This window comes from Natrarchaeobius versutus, from assembly GCF_041205745.1.
In the GTDB taxonomy this organism is placed as follows: Archaea; Halobacteriota; Halobacteria; order Halobacteriales; family Natrialbaceae; genus Natrarchaeobius; species Natrarchaeobius versutus.
In genome coordinates this window covers 156,150-175,359 of record NZ_JBGFCC010000003.1, presented here as the reverse complement: position 1 = coordinate 175,359, position 19,210 = coordinate 156,150, and the positions used below count along the sequence as shown (strand labels likewise).

Genomic DNA, 19,210 nt, shown 5'->3' with positions numbered 1-19,210 from the left:
GACCCGATCCGACGGCTACTCGGGGGAACCCGACTCGAGTTTCGATCGAAACCGTTCGAGACCGAGCTCGAGCATGTCGGGGCTGACGGGCTGGAACTCGCCGTCGTCGGGTAGGTACGGCCTGACGGAATCCCAGCTCTCGCGGGCGTAGCGTTCGTCGAGCAGGACGCGGACGCCGACGTCCTCGGGCGAGCGGATCACCCGGCCGATCGCCTGGCGGGCCTTGCGGACGGCGGGGATCGTCAGCGCGTACGTGAAGCCGTCCTCGAACTCGTCGTCGTAGGCCCGCCGAACCGCCTTCGTACGCGGGCTCGAGGTGTTCACGATCGGGACGCCACAGATCACCGCCGCCGAGAGTCGGTCGCCACTGTAATCGACGCCCTCGGTGAGCGTCCCCCGCAGGCTCGTCACGAGCACCTTTCCCTCGCCGTCGAAGAACTCGCTTTTGAGCGACTCGGTCGTCTCGTCGTCGCTCGCGGCGTCGAGCAAGACGGGTTTCGAGAGTCGGTCCTCGAGGGCGCCCGCGATCCAGTCGGCCTCGGCGTAACTCGGCATTCCCACGAGAACGTTTCCGGGGAGGCGGCCGATCCGTTCGATCGCGTCGGCGTAGTGGTCTCGCGTCGGATTCTCCTCGCCCGGTCGGCCGCGGTTGTCGTAGGTAAACTTCGGCGCGGCGACCGCGAAGCTCTCGCGGTTCTCCTCGGGGAAGTGCAGTCCGTACCGGCGTTCGACGACCGGTCGCTCCTCCTCGCGCTCGAGATACTCGAGACCCGTCACCTCGGTGAACGCCTCGATCGGCTCGAGTGTCGCGCTCATCAAGATGCCACCGCCGAAGGCCGCGAGTCGCGAGCCGATGGCGTCGCTGGGCACGCAGTTGTGCAACGCGAGGCGGGCGGTGTAGGCCCGACGCCAGGAGTCTGCGGATTCGACCTCGTTCCAGGTTCGCTCGAGTTCGATCTCGCGGAAGTAGTCGGTGTGCCCGCGGCGGTACCACTCGCCGAGGACGCGGCCGACCGCCGGCGCGGCACGGGTTCGCTCTTCGTCTTCGGCTTCGTTCAGGATTCGGGCGACGACGGCGCCGACGGCCTCCGCGCGGACCCAGTCGGCGTCGCCGTAGCCCGCTTTGTGCGCCCACTCGGTGAGTTCGTCCTCGGCGGGTTCGGCCGGATCGCGAAGCGGGATTTCGGCGTCCTCGAGGTCCGTGAGGTTCGATTGCCACCCGCGGTGATTGCGATCGAGATAGGCGGTCACGCGCCGGTCGAGTTCGCCCCGCAGGTCCCGGAGGAACTCGAGGGTGCGGTTGAGTTCCTCGTAGGAGACGTCGCTGTCGTTCAGTTCCGCGCGGACGAGGTCGGCGTCGGCGGTCTTCGAGCCGCCTTCCGCCTGGCGGCCCTCGCGTTCGAACTTCACGGGTTGGATGACCCGCGAGAGTTCGGTCTCGGCGTCCCGGAGGGTGGCGTCGGCGACGCCGTCGCTAACCAGATCGCGCACGCGGGGCTCTAACATGTGTGCCTCGTCGCAGACGACGAACGTCGAGTCGTCGACTAACGCGCCGGTGAACGAGCCGACGGTTCGGGGATCGAACGCGTGGTAGTAGTTGCCGACGACGACCTCGACGTGGCCGAGGGCCGCCCCCATCACCGAGTGGGGACAGGTGCCGTGGCGGGCCGACCGGGCGACGAGGTCCTCTGGCGTGACCATCCCCGCCCCGGTGAAATCGTAGGGGACGGCCTCGGCGGCGTCGCCATCGCTTCCCTCGTCGGGGAGGTCCTCGAGGTAGCGCGCGTAGAACGGACAGTACTCGGTTTCGGCGCCGACGGGGCCGCCCTCGCCGTAGGTGGGGAGGTCGGGCGGGTACGGCGTCGCCTCTCCGGCGGTCTCGAGGAAGGTCGCGCCACCCCCGCGGCTCCCGCTGTCGGCGAGGCCGATCTGTTGACTTCGGGCCTCGGCGGCGAGGGCGCCCGCGGTCGTCTCGCCGCCTTCGCCGGTCAGATCGCGGGTTCGATCGCGAAGGGTTTCACATCGGTCGTAGACGTTCCCATCGTCGATGCCGGCCGCGCGCTCGCGGTTGTACGGACAGACGTCGGCCTTTCCAACGAGCGTAAGCCCCGAGACGGGTTCGGCGTCGTCGGGGAGGTTCTCGTTGATCGTCTCGAGGTCGGTTTCGAACTGGCGTAGTTGCTGTTTGACGCTCGTGAGGACGAACACGCGCTCGTAGTCGGCATCGGGGTCGCGGACGAGCGAGATTCCCGCGGTGAGCGCGATCATCGTTTTTCCGGTGCCACAGGCACCCTCGACGACCGAAAAGCCACGCTCTCGAGCGGTCTCGACGGCCGTCTCGATGCCGTCGACTTGCGCGTCGTAGGGCTCGTCGTGGCCGAAGATCGGACGCCAGTCCATGACTCTCCCCGTACTCATCGTCGGTCGGTCATAGCGTTGACGGAGTCGTGCCTCGGCTTCAGATATAAACTGTCGGCTGGAATGCGAGCGCAGTGTTCGGACGATGTCAGGGTATCTGGGCAGTTACCGACTTGCGGTGGCGCGCGCTGTCGAGCGGTCGAGTGATGACGAGACCGCTCGAGAAAACTGCGCGAGGTCTTCGTGAGCGTAGCGAGCGAAGGCGTGGAAGGCGTGAAACGTCTTCCTATGGATGAGCGAGCGATCGCTAATCGCGAGCGAATCGGCTGGGGAGGACGTGGCTACTCACCGTTGCCACGATAGCAGAACGGTTCTTCGCCACGTAAACTCCGGTGAGCGAACCGGTCGATACACCTGCTTATTGATCATCAAGTGGTCCATCAGATAGCCATCATCCGCTTCGAATGCCGTCGAATGAATCTCACGGAGACGTTTCAGGAGAAGTCAAAAGCCACCTCTGACGGTTGCTGTCGGATTCCCCGTCTACGATACCGTGGCAGATTTAGCAGTCTATCGTCGATGGTTCACCCTTTGTGAATTGTGTCGAACCCAAGTTCCTCAACAGGCTCCGCTGCGTCATCCGGGTAGAAGGATTCTACCTTATCCCCTGTTGCAAACTGCGTAGATTGTCGAACGATATGCTTAAGCGGATATTCCCGCCCCTCAAACTCAACAAACCAACTTCGAGAACCTTTGGTCTCGTTTGGGTTCGATGCAGCCATCGCTCGGAGTACGTCAATTCGGGAAAAGGCAGTGCCTTTGAACGTAGTGGTAGGTATCTCAACCATTTCACCAGATACTCAGGGCTTGCATGTTATAAACAACAGACATGTATTCTATGGAAACTATACGGAAGAAAATATCGATGATTGGTAACAGACTTTCAGTTCGTGCCACGTTCGTGCGCTGTATTCACACGGCGATACGAACTTCACTCTACCCTGAGAAAACGCTCGCTGGTCAACAACTATACCTACTTGTCGGATATTCACCGGAGGAGCCAGTGTCATTAACACTGTCGGAAGAGCACTCTGACACTCGTTCCCGCGTGATCTGAACAGCACCAACGCGAGAGGGTGTGATGGCGACCGACGGTCCGTCACCCACCCCCGTCGATCACACCCACCTCGAGCGGCCTCGGTCCGATCACGATCCGATACCCCTCGTACTCGAAGCGAACCGTCACGTCGGCCTCCGACTCGAGTAGCGATACCAGCGCGTCGGTGTCCACGCTCTCGTACAGCGGCGGGAGCGCCGTCCCGCGACAGCCCTCACGGGCCGCGACACGAGCGAGTACCGTGGCGAGTGCTGGGTGCATCCTGATCGGCCTCGAGTTCGATGATCCTCGCGGCGAACACCGATTCGCAGTCGGGGCAGACGATCGCGCTCTCGGCGGCGATCGCGCCGCCGGTCGGCTCCGTCCGTACGTCGGTACCACAGTCACAGTGGATGGTGAGTTTCGTTGGCATGCGTAGCTCAGTTCTCGAGACCCGACGTAGCGGAGCACAACCCAGACAGGGAACCAGAAACGCGTGAGATCGGTCCGGTGAAACGAACACGTGAGGCCGGAATACGTGAGGTCGCTCCAGTGGGACGCGTGGGATTGGTTCGGCGACACGTCGGCAGGTCTTTATTTCACCGACGTCAATCGTGAGTTGCTCCCGCTACGCGGGAGTGGTGTACGAGCCGGAGTGCAGCCTGGAAGCACACACTCCGGCTCTGCGCACTTTCAGTGCGCGTCTATTCGTTGTTCAACCAACGTAAAGAACGTTAGGATGCTGACTTGTGTCGGTGGATTCCCAGTAGTTGGTAGCGCGATTTCTTTATGCAGAATACGGTTGAAACTGGATTGGGTGAGTCGGTAACGACGTGTGCGCAGTGATCGGATATTTCGATCCCTATTCAGCACATGAATGTGCTGAGTCAGAGGAAGTAACGTACCAAGGATTATCAAGCGACCTCGTATAGCAGTGGAACATGGACGAGCAACAGAAAGTCGCGGAATTCATGGAGGAGTTTAACTTCGAAAATGCACCCGAGTATCAATTGCTCGATCTGGTTTCTGAAGTCGGGGAACTAGCTTCCGATGCGACAAAGTCAACCGACTGGGGGGCTGAACCTGACGAGATCGACGTCGCATGTGATGAACTCGGCGACGCATTCTTCTCGTTGCTCGTCGTCGCCGAGTCGTTCGACATAGACGCCGCAGAAGCTCTGGACAAGTCTCTAGAAAAATACAGAAATCGCATCGACGATCCGGACAGCCCGTATACAGGAAACGGCTATTCAGAACAGTGAACCGCCTCGGGGTCAAGCCCCGAGGCACTCGGTCTGCTCCGGCTGTAGACTATGGCACTAATACAGCCAATTGGAACGGTAAGCCAAAACGTGAAAATAAAGCCGAACAATGTGAAAACGAACGAAAATTGAATCGCGAAGAGTGGATCAGTAGTAGGAATATTGGGTACTGCACCCAGGACGGCATAGATGCTGAGGATGAGAAACCCCGTAACGTACGTCATGAGTGTCCCAGCTACCCCAGCGACTACTGCACGTCGGAACGTCGTCAGAGGATACAGTTTCCACCCGACGACACCAGTTGCGAACGCAGCCGGGACAACTACCGGAATTGCTGCAAGCGCAAACTCGGCGCCACTAAGATTGGGGTCCGTCACGCCGGTAAATATGACTTCGATAACAGTGGTGCTTACAGCGTAAAGGAGTGCGACGGCGAAGGCAGCAGTTGCGGCGGCGTACCCGGCCCCGATAGCGCGATTCTCGGCTTTGGGGAGCCGACCGGGACCATATCGGTGGCACAATCGGTGCAGTGTATTTGATGAGGGGAGTCGATTCATATGAGATTACTGTACGGGATCGGTGTTATAATTTCTGTCGAGTGAACTGGTCGAAAAGTCCTGAATAGGCGCTCTATATTCACCTATGGAAATTCTGCTGGCTGAACAAGCCACGTTTGCTAAGATAATTCTTCGGGCGACAAGGACTGCTCGGTCTCTTGCGTCCCATACTTGTTTCACGCTCTCATGGGCTATAGCAGAATTTCCACCGAGTCAGCAGGCAACATCTGACAAATTCCATAGGAATCGATAGCTGCTCCGGTAACCACTTCGCCTATACGACCGCTCAATTCTACAATATCGAGGTGAAAATTTGCCGTGCACAGATGTTGCCCTTCACAACTACTGTTCAGGGCGGCGACGGTGTCAAATTTGAGATGGTAATACTCAGCTGATGATATGAGTCAACAATGTGCTGTACAAGAGCGATAGGGCCTTTCAAGGTGCGGCTGCACCGAAACTCCCGTTCGACCTTGCAAACGGGATGTCGATTTCGAGACCGTCGTAGGCCAACTTCGGCTGCTTCGCCTGGCCCGATCCGCCGCCTTCGAACTCGAGGACACCGATGTCCTCGAGTTCGGAAAGGTTCCGATGGACCTGCTTGTAGTCTCGCTCCACCAAGGCAGCGGCTTCGCGGATACTCTCGGGGTCGTGTTTGGAGATTGCCTCCAACAATTCCAGATTCTTCGGGCTGAGCAGGCGACTGAGTTCTGTATACGATCCAAAGTTCAATACCGGCTGGGCGTCGTCGAGTTCTTCACCCTCCTGGGCGGCCTTGATACGGCTGCGCGTGTGCTGGTCGAGGCGGTCGCGTTTGCCGACTGTGACTTTGAGCGTGGGCATGGTTTGTACCTCCTAGAGGCGTCCTACTCCGGCCAGTCCCACGAAACAGACGATATTGCTTCAGTCTCTCGTTTGAACTGGTCGTAGAGCGTCAGCATCCCAGGGAATTCGATGATTTCGACACCGTCATGGGTGTGGTGCTCGTGACCCTTCGTCCGTTCGTGGGCGTTGTCGTAGCGAAGGATGGTATCCCCGCCGACTTCTCCAAGGTGAAGACCGTAGTCCCACCCGCTCGGATACTTCTCGTCCTCCGTTTGTCGGATGGTGACATCAACGACGTATCCGTCTTCGACATCCTTCCAGTCTACGATACTGATGTAGGACGCCATCCGCTATCCTATGTTATTAGCTCCATCGCCATAATCCTATGGACTTTGGCACATACCCCGGGAATTGCTGGAAGTTCACCAATAGCAGTTTAGATTTTCATTCCACGTATTTCTACAATTAAATAGAGTGCGATAACTACGTGTGCGCAACGAACATTTTGCGCTGCGGGCGCGACTCCGTCGCGTCCTCGGCAAAATCTCGAGAGAGCAAGCTCTCTCGGACCTCGCGGAATCTTCGATTCCGCTTAGCTTCGATGAAAAGCACGGCACCACCCCCTCAGCCGCGCCAACGGCGCGGCTTCGAGGGATTCCTTGGCCCGCTCGCTCACGTCGTTCGCTCGCGGTGAGTGTACACGCTTTCACCTGTATCGAACAGTCGTTGCATCCACTCTGCTGAATAAAATAACTGTGTTTTCAACCACTGTGAGCCCCAAGACCGTCGATCCCGGGGCTACGCGTCTGCGGATTCGACGTCCGCTCGAGGCCCGTCCGGAGCGTCGTCCTCGAGTGCCCAGTCGCGATCGAGCGCGGGCGTGCCAGCGACGGCGATGGCGACGGCCGCGACCGCGAAGACGAGGATGGCGACACCGCCGACCGGGTTAACGAGGAGTTCGGAGCCACCCTGGGCGAAGACGAACATCGTCGCGGCGAAGGCGTTGAAGACGCCGTGGAAGATCGTCGGCGCGAGCACCGATCGTGCGGTGACGGCGAGGTAGGTGTAGACGGGAGACATCGAGAGACAGGCCAGAGTCATCACGCCGACGCCGAGGACGGGATCGGATGGGAAGTTGTAGCCCGCGAGGATGACCGGCGCGTGCCAGAGCCCCCAGACGAGCCCGATCACCGCCGAGGCGTTCCAGAAGCCAAGCGGCGCGAGTTCGGTGAGCAAGACCCCGCGCCAGCCGAACTCCTCGCCGAACGCGAAGATCGCGTTGATCGTCGCGCCGACCGCGATCGCGAGAACGATCGCGAGCAGGAGGTTGAACGGCCAGCCCGGCAGTGACGGTCCGACCGGCTCCTCCGCCGGCGCGAACTCGGTTCCCGCGCCGGTGAGCGGATCAGCGTCGGGGACGAACTCGACGCCCGGGAGGAGGATCGAGACGGCGGTTCCGGCCAGGATCAAGACGATCGGAGCCGCGGCGGCGACGCCGAGCCAGACGACTCGGTTCCACGGGAACCGAAGCCCTGCGCGTTCGAACGATGACCCGCCGACGACGCAGGTGACGATCCCCGCGAACATCGGGGTGAACATGTACGCCGGGGCGAGGAGGATCATGCTCACGTCCGCGAGTCTCGAGACGGCGACGAAACCGCTCGAGAGCGCGACGAGAGAACCGAAAAACACTAGAAGCGGACGGCGGTCGATCACGAGTTCGTCGGACAGTACGTCGAGTAGTGTACTGTAACTGTCGACTATTTTCAATCTGCCGTGTCGGCGGTTGCACTCGAGACGAGCGCCGGCGACCGGTCGGTGCGACTCGAGGCAGACTCCAGCTCCCTGTCGGTGACACGCGAAACGAGCGCCGGCGACCGGTCGGCGCTACTCGAAGCCGACCTCGCGCTCCCCGAGCAACTCCCGGAACGCCTCCTCGTCGACGATCGGGACGTCGTTTTCGGCGGCGTCGTCGCGTTTGGTCTGCCCGGGGTTGTCGCCGACGACGAGGTAGTCGGTGTTGCCCGAGACGCTCGAGGTCGCGTTCGCACCGTGGGCCTCGACGAGTTCCTGGGCGTCGCCTCGAGTCATCCCCTCGAGCGAGCCGGTGAAGACGAAGGTGAGTCCCTCAAGTTCGTCGCCACCCTCCTCGACGTCGACTTCCTGGGGCGAAACGTGCTCGAGGATGGCGTCGACCGCCTCGGCGTTGGCCTCGCTCGCGAAGAAGTCGTGGATCGTCTCCGCGACCGTCTCGCCCACCTCGTCGACGCCCTCGAGGCGCTCGGGTTCGGATTCGGCCGTCCCGCGGATCGCCTCGAAAGTCCCGAACTCGCGGGCGAGTTCGCGGGCGGTCGCCGGGCCGACGTGAGGGACGCCGAGTGCCGAGAGAAAGTCCGGGAGCGGCGGCTCGCGAGCCGAATCGAGTTCGGACAGCAGGTTCTCCGCGCTCGTCTCGCCCCAGCCCTCGAGGGCGAGGAGGGATTCGGACTCGAGTTCGTAGAGGTCCGCGATCGATTCGAGCAGGCCCTCCTCGACGAGTTGGCGGACGGTCTTCTCGCCCAGGCCCTCGAGGTCGAGGCCGTCGTCGCTCGCGTAGTACTCGATGGAGCGTCGAAGCTGTGCGTCACACGCTAACCCGCCCGTACAGTAGGCCATCGGCCCGTCGCGCTCGATGGCGCTCCCGCAGACGGGACAGTGATCGGGGAGTTCGTAGTAGCTCCCCGGTTCGTTCTCGGCGCCCTTCTCGACGACTTCCTCGACGTAGGGGATGACGTCGCCCGCCCGCTGGACGCGGACCGTATCGCCGACGTCGACGTTCTTTGCCGCGATTTCCTCCGGATTGTGCAGGCTCGCCCGCGAGACGGTGACGCCGCCGACGTCGACCGGCTCGAGCAAGGCGACGGGCGTCACCCGGCCCGTGCGGCCGATCTGGATCGCGACGTCGACGATCGGCGTCACCTCCGCGCGGGCGGGGAATTTGTAGGCGAAGGCGTAGCGGTCGTGACGGGCGGTTCGTCCGAGTTCCTCGCGGGCCTCGCGGTCGTCGACTTTGATCACGGTGCCGTCGATCTCGTAGTTTAGGTCGTCACGAACGTCGAGCAACCGATCGCGGTAGTCGATCGCCTCCTCGACCGCGGGCCGGTCGTCCGCGCCGTCGGCCACCTCGACGCGGTCGTTGACCCGCAGTCCCCACTCGGGAAATCGCTCGAGTTCCTCCCGGTGAGTGTCGGCCCCGTCGCTCGAGTCGAGGACGTCGAAGTAAAAGACCTCGAGCGGGCGCTCGGCGACGACGGAGGGGTCGAGCTGGCGGATGGTCCCCGCGGTGGCGTTCCGGGGGTTGGCAAAGGGCTCCTCGCCGCGTTCGATCCGCTCGCGGTTGTGCGCCTGAAAGGCGTCTTTGGGCATGTAGACCTCGCCGCGGACGGCGAGAAAGTCGGGGTAGTCGCCGTGGAGTGTCTGGGGGACGGAGCCGATCGTCCGGGCGTTTCGCGTGACGTCGTCGCCTTCGTGGCCGTCGCCGCGGGTCACGGCGCGCTCGAGGCGACCCTCCTCGTAGACGAACTCCATCGAGACGCCGTCGAACTTGGGTTCGCAGACGTACTCGATCTCCCCTGCGTTCCCGCTGGCACGTTCACTCGCACCCTCGTCGCCGACCGCTCTGCGCACGCGCTCGTCGAACTCCCGGACGTCCTCGGCGTCGCCGCTCTGGTCGATCGAGAGCATCGGCGCGACGTGTTCGACCGTCTCGAACTCCTCGAGGGGTTGGCCGCCGACGCCCCGCGTGGGGCTATCGGGGTGGTCGAGGTCGAACGCCCCCTCGAGTTCCCGCAGGCGGGCGAACAGCGCGTCGTAGGTGCGGTCGGCGACGATCGGGTCGTTCTCGACGTAGTACCGGCGGTCGTGTTCGCGGATGGCGTCGCGGAGCAACCCGACCTGTTCGCGGGCTTCGTCCGTCGAAATTTCCTCGAGCGGGTCGAACTCCGTCGGCGGATCCCGGAGGTACGGGTTGTCGTCCGCGTCCTCGTCGGCGAGAGACATTCGTTGCTCGAGGGTTGCACCGTGGCCCCGTTAACGTTACCGTGACAGCCTCACCACGACGAATCGTCACCGCTCGCGTCGGAGACGGCTGGTTCGCCGACGACGGGCCGTCGTCGACGGTCACAAGACAAATAACGTGTGAGTGAAAAACCAGTACCGAACGTAATGTCCAGTGCAAATCCGTTTAACAACGCCCTCGACTGGGGATTTCGCGGCAAGTACGCTCGAGTCTACGGGCAAGAAGACCGCGTCTACGAGGGATGGGTCGAGCGGGTACACCACAGCCGCGGGAGCGTCATCCTCCACGATGCGAGGGTCCTCACCGGCGATCAGGACAGGGACGTCGGCTCCGTGTTCGTTCGGATCGTCGAAGCGATGGAAGTGTTGAAACCCGTAAAGCGAATCGAGTATCTCCCCGTCAGTCGGATCGAGCCCTCCCCACACCACGACCAGGATTTCGCTCCCGTCGACGATCACGTGCGGGGTGCCTATCGCGATCAGTTCACCGGAGGATTTCCGGTCGTCCGTCCAGTCTCTCGCGAGAAATCCGACGGCACCCACTACGAACTCATCAACGGCCACAAACGGATCGAAGCGTGTCGACGCGCCGGCCTCGAGTACCATCCGGTCGAGGTCATCGAGGTGACCGACGAGGAAGCGAGAGAACTGTTCGACCTGGCACATCGGTATCAGGCGCAGGATGATGAGGGGAACGCCGATGAAGGAGACGGTGACGACGTGGGTGGCAACGACGAGGCAGACGGTGACGGGGTAGACGCTGATGAGGCGGACGGTGACGAGATGGATGGCGAGGTCGAGGAAAACGGCGACGAAGTGAACGGTGAGGTCGAGGAAAACGGCGACGAAGGATCCACCCTCGAGATGGACGAATCCGAACTGACGGGCTCCGAGTGAGGTCGTCTGCCGTTCTCCTCACGCGGTCGCGCCGGATGAACCTCACTTCCAGGGACTGTCGCCGACTTCGGCGCGGACCATCGGACCGACCCGGACGCGACAGTCGGTTCGAGGCAGGGCGATACAGAGCAGGACGTATCCCTCCGTGTGCTCGCCGTCGGAAAGCGCCCGCGGTGCTGTGCGGTACCCGAAGGCTTCCGTAGCCTCGATCGGCCGATCGGTGGCCCCGGAGTCGCCCCCGTCCGAACCGACCGCGAGCACCTGACCGACGCAGGTCGTACAGGTCCCCGTCCGACAGTCGTAGGGAAGCCGGACGCCGACTCGATGTGCCGCCTCGAGCACCGTCTCGGTTTCGTCGACAGGGACGGATTCCTCCCGCCCGTCGGGCCACTCGAGGGTAACGTCGTAACGGGTCATCGGTCCAGTCGCCCCGTCGGAGCGGTTTCGAACGCGCCGTGCATGGATCGTCTATTACGAACGCTGGACTGAAGCTGGCGCTTGCGGTCGACGGCTCTCCGTCGAGTCTGGTGAACGATACCCAGTCTTTACCCGCACCCGACCCGTACGCGCCAGTAGATGGGACAGGGAGAGTACGGACTGGTCGACCTCGAGGAGGCGGAGACGCCGGGCGACGAGTGGGAGGAGATCGACGTCTCGGATACGGAAGCCGATCGCATCGCCCGCAAGCGCGACCGGGAGTTCGAACAGTTCGAAGAGCGCATCAAGGACGCCGACCAGTTCAAAGTCGAGCAGTCGGTGTTCGACGACGCGACGCTGGCGGCGCTGTACAAACTCGTCCAGGACGGCTACGTCGAGGCCTTCGGCGGGCCGCTCTCGACGGGCAAGGAGGCCAACGTCTATCACGCGCTGGGCGACGACCACGACGTCGCCGTCAAGATCTACCGGATCAACGCCTCGAACTTCCGGCAGATGCGCGACTACCTAGAGGGCGACCCGCGCTTTGAGGGACTGGGTGGCAAGAAAAAAGACGTCGTGCTCGCCTGGACGAAAAAGGAACTGGCGAACCTCCGCCGGGCGAAAAACGCCGGCGTCCGCGTTCCGGAGCCGATCGCATCCGAGCGAAACGTCCTCGTCATGGAGTACATCGGCAACGAGGAGGGCCGCGCAAAGCGCCTCGGCGAGGTTCACATCGAGAACCCCGAGACCGCCTACGGCGTCATGCGCGAGTACATGCGCCGGCTCTACTCGGCCGGAATCATCCACGGCGATCTGAGCGAGTACAACGTCGTCTTCGACGAGGGCCAACTCGTCATCATCGACGTCGGCCAGGCCGTCACCGTCCACCACCCCAACAGCCGCGATTTCCTCGAGCGAGACTGCGAAAACGTCGCGAGTTTCTTCTCCCGACAGGGCCTCGAGACCGATCCCGACGAACTGCTCGAGTTCGTCACGACGCCGGAGCCGGACCCCTCTCGAGACTGACCTCGGTATCAGTCCGTCGTGGAAGTACGGAGTCGGTATCAGTCGGCTTTCGGAAGTTCGATACACACGCGCGTGCCGCCGAGTTCGGAGTCGTCGTCGATTCGGAGCGAGCCGCCGGACTTTCGGACGACGAGATCGACCATCCAGAGCCCGATTCCGGAGCCGTGGTGAAGATCGGTCTCCTCGCCCGCCTGTAACGTCTCGATCTCGTGGGGATCGATTCCGGGGCCGTCGTCCGAGACGACGAGACGAACGACGCCGTTGGCCGGCCGCGCGCGAACGACGATCCGGACGGGACTGGAGCCGTCACGGTGAGCGATGGCGTTCTGGACGAGTTCCTTGAGCGCCCGTTCGAGACTCGGATGTGCCGACACGACCACCTCGGCGGGGACGTCGGTGTCGATCTCGACTGACGGGTGTACGTCGGCGTAAATCCGGGCGTATCGCCGGACGACGGGTTCGATACGGATCGGCTCGTCGGCGGTCTCGGCGTCGATGATCGTCTCGAGGTCCTTGGCGTTCTCGCTGTGGCTCAGGATGCGATCGGTGTTGGCGACGATTTCGGCGACGTGATCGTCGAATCGTCCGTTGTCGGCTTGCTCCTGGATGATCTCCGCGTGACCACGCAGGATCGTTAGCTCGTTTCGGATGTTGTGTCTGAACACGCGGGAAAGCACCTGCTTGAGCAAATCGAGCTCCTGTTCGCGCTCTTTGAGTTCCGTGATATCCCGCAAGAGGAGCAACGTCCCGGTCGCCGTTGCCCCCTGCTCGATCGGTCGAACGTCCATCGAAAAGTGGCGTCTCTCTCCCTCGGACTCGAGGCTGACTTCGGTCCCGGTCGTCTCCCCCCGTTCGTACTGCTCGACGATCGCGGGGTAGTGCCCACAGACGGACTCGAGCGAGCGCCCAATGCAGTTTTCCTCGATATCGAACAGTGCTCTCGCGGCCGGATTGACGTCGACGATGATCCCTTCGGTATCGACGGAGATCAACGCGTCGGACATCGTCTCGACGGCTTTCCGACGGCTGACGGGCGCGAGCGCAAAGAGCTGGTATCGAAAAAGAGCAATCCCCCAGAGCACGGTCGTAACGAGGAACAAAAGCGGCGTCAGGTCGACGTACGGCGGAACTGCGTCGACGTTTCTGAACACGTAGGTGTTGAGCGCGCCCGGAAAGCCGATGGCCCAGCCGGCGATGAGCAACAGGAGCTGTCTGCGGTGGTCGCCGACCGCAGACCGAAGATCCTGTGCGAGGAGGCCGGCGGGAAGCATCACCATCGCGACCGCGAACCCGATGTGGACGATGTACCACGGGCCGAGGACGAACTCGGCGATTCCCGAGGGATTCGTCGGCGTCTCCGGGGCGAGCACGAGGTGGTGCCACGGATTCGTTGCGGTGAGGACGACCGTCACGACCGGGATGACCGAGAGCGCGACCAGCCACGGCCGCGTTACCGTTATCCGACCTCGTCTCGTGTACTCGAAGACGAGAAGCGGCCAGCCGAAGATGACGAGAATCTGGAAGACGTGGCGGATCGTCGTATTGACGAACACCGGCATGATCTGGACGGGCCACGTGATCAACGCAAGCTGAACCGACCAGCCGACCATTCCGAGTTCACAGAGAAAGAAACCGCGAGCACCCGGCTCGTCGCGCTTTCGGAACGCGTAGGCCGCCATCCCCGCGATCGGGACGGCACAGATCAACATGAAGAACGTCAACGACTGTTCTGCGCTCGTCATCCCCGGTCCCACTCGGACCAGCGGGTTGAGAACAATTATAGATGTGGGACGTTTTGCCCCGTGGGCGCTCGAGACGGCCGGATATCAGCGGTTCGTCCACGGAATTTCGTCGGTTACGGGGCGACGAATTTCGACGAACTCCGATGAACTCACCGCGTCTCGATACGCCCTTCGATGGCCGGCGAGATCGATCCCTCCGTCTCGACCGTCCGAACGGCAAGCGCCGACAGGAGCGTCCCCTCGTCCGCCGGCCGGAGAACGTCGGCCGCCGCGAGCGACTCGTAGCCGTCGCCGCCACCGGCCAGGAAGTCGTTCGTCGCGAGTTCGTAGCTCGCGTCGGGATCGAGGTCCTCGCCGCCGACCAGCAGTTCCACGACGCGCTCGCCGGGTTCGGCGTCGGGGTCGTATACGAACGACAGCCCGCTAACTTGTGGGAAGCGTCCGTGGCCTTCCTCGACCGAACTGACGCCAGTCTCGATCGCTTCGCGGAGTTGCTGACCGGTGACCTCGAGTTTCACCGTGTAGTTGGGAAACGGCAAGATGTCGACGATCATCCGGCGGGTAATATCGCCCACCTCGTACAGCTGATCGCTTCGAATTCCACCGCCGTTTTGAATCGCCACGTCGGCGTCGACGTCCTCGGACATTACGTCCGCCAGCCAGTTGCCGAAGTTCGACTCCTCGCTCCGGACCGTCTCCTGGCGGACGTCGAGACTGACCGTCGTCTCGCCGATGACTTCGTCGAGTTCGTCGTCGAGCCGGGACTCGTACTCGAGTAACAGCGACTCGATCTCCTCGTGGGGTTCGACCTCGCCCGCCTCGACGAGTTCCTCGAGGTCGTGACGTTCGAACGAGTAGTCGACGACCTCGCCAGCGTCGATCTCGAGGTCGAGTTGCCCGACGTGGTCGAACTCGTCGCCGACGAACGAGAGGATCGTATCGTTGACTTCGAGGGGGTCGTCCAGAACGAACGCGGCGTGGTCGCCCACGACGACGTCGAACCCGTCGACGTCCGCGACGATCTCCTCTGCGATCGGACTCGCGAGGTGTGACAGCAGGACGATCACCTCGGCACCGGCCTCCTCGAGGTCGGCGACGACCTCCTCGGCGGCGTCGCCGGGCTCGAGAACCGTCACGTCGTCGCCGACGGAGCTGATTTCGGGCGTATCAGCCGGGGCGAGTCCGGTGAAGCCAACCTGGACGCCGTCGATCTCCTCGACGGCGTACCTGGCCGCACCCTCGTCGCTCGCGAACGCCTCGCCGGTTTCCTCGTCGACGACGTTCGCCGAGAGCCAGGTGAACTCGCTGTCGGCGACGTTCTCACGCAGGCTCTCGGGACCGTTGTCGAACTCGTGATTACCGATCGCGTTGTACGTAATCGGGCTTTCGTTCAGAGCCGACGTGACGTGTGCGCCATCGAACACCGAGGAGGCGACGGACATGTGCAGATCGTCGCCGTTGCCGACCGCGACGGCGTTGTCGGTTTCGGCGTGGAGTTCCTCGATCAGGCCGAAGTAGTTCGCGACGTTCAACGGCTCCGCCGAGTCGCCGAGACGTCCGTGGAAATGGGTATCGTGAACGATCCGAAGGGACGTACTCCCACCGTCCACATCGCCACGGTCGTCCTCACCGGTTCCGTCGGCGTCGGGTTCGTCGCCGCTCTCACCGTCGTCCGTTTCGGTCTCCTCACTCGAGCACCCGGCGAGTGCGATCGTCCCGGCGGTGCCGACGGACGTCAGCACCCGACGACGGTCGATCTCGCGGTCGGTTCCCTCCCTCTCTGACATGTTAGTCCCATCCGACCGGAAGCTGAAATAATTTCCGTCAGACACGTACGCTCGTCTGTAGGCAGGCAACGGACTCTATCGTGTGTATCCCAGATGCAGGGCCCTCGTATGAGCACGAGATACAGCGCACCTCATATGATGAACGGTAACAATCAGCACATCCGTCGCGTGTGCTGGCGGGAAAATCGTGTACACTTGCCGGAAGGAGTTCCGGTTGCCCGGCGAACCGGCGACCCCTCGAGTCGATCGTTCCCTTACAGGAGCGCAATACTCATCTCGACGGCGTTCGAAGACGGAAGTGATGACGTCCGCTCTCGAGTGGCGGTGGCCGATCCCCTCGAGAGCGGACAGTGTCCTCGCGGCGGGCGACGCGGCCTAACCCGTCGATCGCGGCGACGGGCGCTCCCTCCGTTCGTATTCTTGCACCGCGTTCTAGCCACCGCAGTCGATCCACCGATACCAATGGAAGACGACACCGACACTCGAAGCGAATCGCATCCGACCACAGACGACACCGACGAACCGACGCCGACCCGCGAACGCGACGGTTCGACGACGGGAGACGTCTCTGACCGCGACAGTTCGGCGACGGGAGACGTCCCCGACGGCGACGAGAGGTTCACCGTCACGCCCTACGCCGTCTCCGGCGACGTCGACTACGAGAAACTCACCGAGCGCTTCGGCGCCGATTTCCTGACCGACGAACAGATCGCTCGCTTCCCCGACCACCCGCTGATCCGCCGGCGAACGTTCTACGCCGGTCGGGACGTCGATCGGTATCTCGAGGCCACAGAGTCAGGCGCCCCCCACGCGATCGTCACCGGTCGCGGCCCGTCGGGGCCGATGCACCTCGGCCACGTCCTCCCGCTGTACCTCGCAAAGCGGTTCCAGCGGGAGACGGGTGCGACGGTCTACGTACCGCTCTCGGACGACGAGAAGTTCCTCGCGAAAGCGCAATCGTTCGAATCGATCGGCGAGCACACTCGCGACAACCTTCGCGATATCCTGGCAGTCGGCTTCGATCCCGAGCGGACGCGGATCGTCGTCGATACCGCGGACGCGGACGTCGTGTATCCGATCGCCGTCCGCCTCGCGAAACACCTCACGCCGGCGACCGTCGATGCCGTCTACGGCGAGCAACAGACCGTGGGCCTGCAGTTCTATCCCGCCGTGCAGGCGGCTCACCTCCTGTTTCCACAACTCGTGGACGGGCGCCAGCCGACGCTCGTGCCGATCGCCGTCGATCAGGACCCCCACGTTCGCGTCTGTCGCGACGTCGCCGCCAGGGAGGCCCTGCCAGTCGAAAAACCGGGTGCCCTGTTGGGGCGATTCCTCCCGAGTCTCGAGGGGCCGGGCAAGATGAGTTCCTCGGGCGACGCGCCGTCGATCGAGTTGACGGACGACCCCGACACAGTCGCCGAGACGATCCGCGAGCACGCATACACCGGCGGCCGAGCGAGCCTCGAGGCCCACCGCGAACGCGGCGGCGATCCGACCGTCGACGTCCCCTTCCAGTACCTGCGATTCTTCTTCGAGGAAGACGACGACGAACTCGAGCGCCTCGCCGCGGCGTACCGGGAGGGCGACCTCCTCAGCGGCGAACTGAAAGAGATCGCGATCGAGCGGATCGCCGAGTTCCTCGAGGGACACCAGCGCCGCCGCGAGGAACTTGGTAACCTGGATCGGGAGGTCGAACCCTACCGGCTGACTGCCGACGAGCGACGACGGGCACTCGAGCGAGCGGGCGTGCCGTCTGTACTCGAGTAAGGCGAAGGCTCGAGTGAGACGGTCTGCTGTCAGTCAGTTCCGGTGCGACCACAGGACGGGTCGAGGTTGCACCGGTAAATCGGTACAGCAAATCGTATGAGAGGCGGTCGCGGTTCGGATTCGCCCCAAGTTCATACCCGTGGTGAGTCGTTCGCGGCGGACGGGGTCGATTTTGGGAGCGAACAACGAGTTGGCCGAAAACGACCGTCACCCATCCTTCGGCCGATGATTCCAACTCGGCTGTCGGCCCAGACGCTGATCACGACGCATTCTCTGCGCACGAGGTGGAAATTAACCATCAGTAAGATTATATAATTTGGTTGGATTGCAATTCGCAGATGACCCGACCGAATAATCGCCGAGGAGATCGGAGTGGAGACGAGTCGAACTGTAGCCGAGACAACGGCTCGAGGCCGAGGGGGACGACCGATGGCAAGTAGCGTCCAGCCAGTCAGCTTCGCGAGACAGCACCTGAAAGATGGCGTCTTTGTCGCGTTTGTGCTCGGGTTTCTCGCGCTTTCTGTACCCGCGTTTGCCGAACCGATGACGTTCTGGACGGGAATCGTCTTCGGCGGGTACGGGTACCCGACGCACGAACTCCACCATTTCGTTCTGGGGAGCGTGTTTACCGTTCTCCTTCTCGGTGTGATCGGACAGGCGATCCGTCCGTCCCGGCGCGTCGGAGCACTCCACAGTTCGGTACTCATCTGGCTCTCGTTGACCGTCGTATTCGCCATCACCGGCGACTTCTCGCCGGTACATCTCGTCCTCCTGGCTTTGCTCTTGGGGGCGGTGCTTACGCATCCGGCAGGAGCGAGCCAGCGTCCCGACGCGAAAGCGCTACAGCCAGCGATGGTCGCCGTCGGAGTGCTCACCGCAGTCGGCGCCATCGCCTTTGCCGGACTCGAGTTACACGCACACCTGGCGGTCTCGGACGATCACACTGCACTCGGACACTATCAGTTCATGGCAACGACCGGGACGAGCATCGCGGCGCTCTCGCTGTACGGCTGTCTCCGCGGACCCGGGTGGCGCTTTCCGGTCTACGCGGGAGCAGCGTTACTGAGCGTGATCGGGCTGGCCTCGATTGCCTATCCCGGAGCCGAGCAGGGCTCGAGTCTGGGCGTCGGTCTCGGTATCGTCGTCGTGGGATGGGCGGTGCTGTTCGTCCTCGTTGCCGAGCGAAACGACGCACTTTCGAAGTGGTTTGGTCGGTAAGCGGCTGTCGACCAGCGTCGAGTCCGCCGACTCCGCTATGGTAACAACTGCAACGATTTGCAGTGGCTACTATAGACGACGCGGGAACGGAGTGGGCTCCGACGAGTCATACGGTTTACTGTGAGTCATTTCCGGCGCAACCGCGACCCGGGCGGCGGTTGCGCCGGTAAATCGTCACAGTAATCCGTATCAGTTGCCGACA

General features: G+C 62.7%; 15 protein-coding genes. 5 read left to right on the top strand and 10 right to left on the bottom strand.

The features are described 5' to 3' along the window. Window positions 1–15: 15 nt before the first annotated feature. From AB7C87_RS08820 to AB7C87_RS08810, 3 genes are all read right to left on the bottom strand, one after another. Window positions 16–2,418: an ATP-dependent DNA helicase gene (locus AB7C87_RS08820; RefSeq protein WP_369729066.1), complete on the bottom strand. Its 2,403-nt coding sequence runs from the start codon at window positions 2,416–2,418 to the stop codon at window positions 16–18. A 1,099-nt stretch (window positions 2,419–3,517) separates the two neighbouring features. Next, window positions 3,518–3,736: a HalOD1 output domain-containing protein gene (locus AB7C87_RS08815; RefSeq protein ID WP_369729065.1), complete on the bottom strand. Its 219-nt coding sequence runs from the start codon at window positions 3,734–3,736 to the stop codon at window positions 3,518–3,520. Continuing rightward, window positions 3,690–3,887 (bottom strand): hypothetical protein, encoded by a 198-nt coding sequence (locus tag AB7C87_RS08810; protein WP_369729064.1) that lies wholly within the window; start codon window positions 3,885–3,887, stop codon window positions 3,690–3,692. Before AB7C87_RS08810 ends, AB7C87_RS08815 begins: the two co-directional genes overlap by 47 nt. 508 nt (window positions 3,888–4,395) lie before the next feature. Between AB7C87_RS08810 and AB7C87_RS08805 the strand changes: the two genes are divergently transcribed. Further along, window positions 4,396–4,716 carry a MazG nucleotide pyrophosphohydrolase domain-containing protein gene (locus AB7C87_RS08805; RefSeq protein ID WP_369729063.1) on the top strand — a complete coding sequence of 107 codons (321 nt, stop codon included), beginning with the start codon at window positions 4,396–4,398 and terminating at the stop codon, window positions 4,714–4,716. 995 nt (window positions 4,717–5,711) lie between these two features. On the opposite strand, the gene AB7C87_RS08800 is transcribed toward AB7C87_RS08805, so the two are convergent. From AB7C87_RS08800 to ligA, 4 genes are all read right to left on the bottom strand, one after another. Continuing rightward, window positions 5,712–6,116 carry an HVO_A0114 family putative DNA-binding protein gene (locus AB7C87_RS08800; RefSeq protein ID WP_149079542.1) on the bottom strand — a complete coding sequence of 135 codons (405 nt, stop codon included), beginning with the start codon at window positions 6,114–6,116 and terminating at the stop codon, window positions 5,712–5,714. 23 nt (window positions 6,117–6,139) lie between these two features. Further along, window positions 6,140–6,445, bottom strand: coding sequence for a toxin-antitoxin system TumE family protein (locus AB7C87_RS08795; protein WP_369729062.1), 306 nt, complete (start codon window positions 6,443–6,445; stop codon window positions 6,140–6,142). A gap of 451 nt (window positions 6,446–6,896) precedes the next feature. Continuing rightward, entirely contained in the window at window positions 6,897–7,862 is a 966-nt protein-coding gene (locus AB7C87_RS08790) for a CPBP family intramembrane glutamic endopeptidase (protein ID WP_369729328.1), read from the bottom strand. Between the two features lie 123 nt (window positions 7,863–7,985). After that, entirely contained in the window at window positions 7,986–10,136 is a 2,151-nt protein-coding gene (ligA, locus tag AB7C87_RS08785) for an NAD-dependent DNA ligase LigA (RefSeq protein ID WP_369729061.1), read from the bottom strand. A gap of 165 nt (window positions 10,137–10,301) precedes the next feature. Here ligA and AB7C87_RS08780 point away from each other — a divergent pair, with 165 nt between their 5' ends. Then, the gene (locus tag AB7C87_RS08780) at window positions 10,302–11,051 is read left to right on the top strand and encodes a ParB N-terminal domain-containing protein (RefSeq protein ID WP_369729060.1); all 750 of its coding nucleotides are present in this window, start codon (window positions 10,302–10,304) and stop codon (window positions 11,049–11,051) included. Between the two features lie 42 nt (window positions 11,052–11,093). Here the strand turns inward: AB7C87_RS08780 and AB7C87_RS08775 are convergent, their stop codons facing one another. Beyond that, window positions 11,094–11,468 (bottom strand): 2Fe-2S iron-sulfur cluster-binding protein, encoded by a 375-nt coding sequence (locus AB7C87_RS08775; protein ID WP_369729059.1) that lies wholly within the window; start codon window positions 11,466–11,468, stop codon window positions 11,094–11,096. A 159-nt stretch (window positions 11,469–11,627) separates the two neighbouring features. On the opposite strand from AB7C87_RS08775, the gene rio1 reads away from it, so the two are divergent. Further along, window positions 11,628–12,494, top strand: coding sequence for a serine/threonine-protein kinase Rio1 (gene rio1 / locus AB7C87_RS08770; RefSeq protein ID WP_369729058.1), 867 nt, complete (start codon window positions 11,628–11,630; stop codon window positions 12,492–12,494). A gap of 38 nt (window positions 12,495–12,532) precedes the next feature. Here rio1 and AB7C87_RS08765 read toward each other — a convergent pair whose 3' ends face one another. Beyond that, window positions 12,533–14,236: a sensor histidine kinase gene (locus tag AB7C87_RS08765; protein WP_369729057.1), complete on the bottom strand. Its 1,704-nt coding sequence runs from the start codon at window positions 14,234–14,236 to the stop codon at window positions 12,533–12,535. A 149-nt stretch (window positions 14,237–14,385) separates the two neighbouring features. Then, on the bottom strand, window positions 14,386–16,023 hold the full coding sequence (locus AB7C87_RS08760; RefSeq protein ID WP_369729056.1) for a bifunctional metallophosphatase/5'-nucleotidase: 1,638 nt from the start codon (window positions 16,021–16,023) through the stop codon (window positions 14,386–14,388). Window positions 16,024–16,485: 462 nt separating this feature from the next. Here AB7C87_RS08760 and AB7C87_RS08755 point away from each other — a divergent pair, with 462 nt between their 5' ends. Together AB7C87_RS08755 and AB7C87_RS08750 are read left to right on the top strand one after the other, a co-directional pair. After that, window positions 16,486–17,790: a tryptophan--tRNA ligase gene (locus AB7C87_RS08755; protein ID WP_369729055.1), complete on the top strand. Its 1,305-nt coding sequence runs from the start codon at window positions 16,486–16,488 to the stop codon at window positions 17,788–17,790. Between the two features lie 429 nt (window positions 17,791–18,219). After that, window positions 18,220–19,008 (top strand): hypothetical protein, encoded by a 789-nt coding sequence (locus AB7C87_RS08750; RefSeq protein WP_369729054.1) that lies wholly within the window; start codon window positions 18,220–18,222, stop codon window positions 19,006–19,008. The last annotated feature ends 202 nt before the right edge of the window (window positions 19,009–19,210 follow it).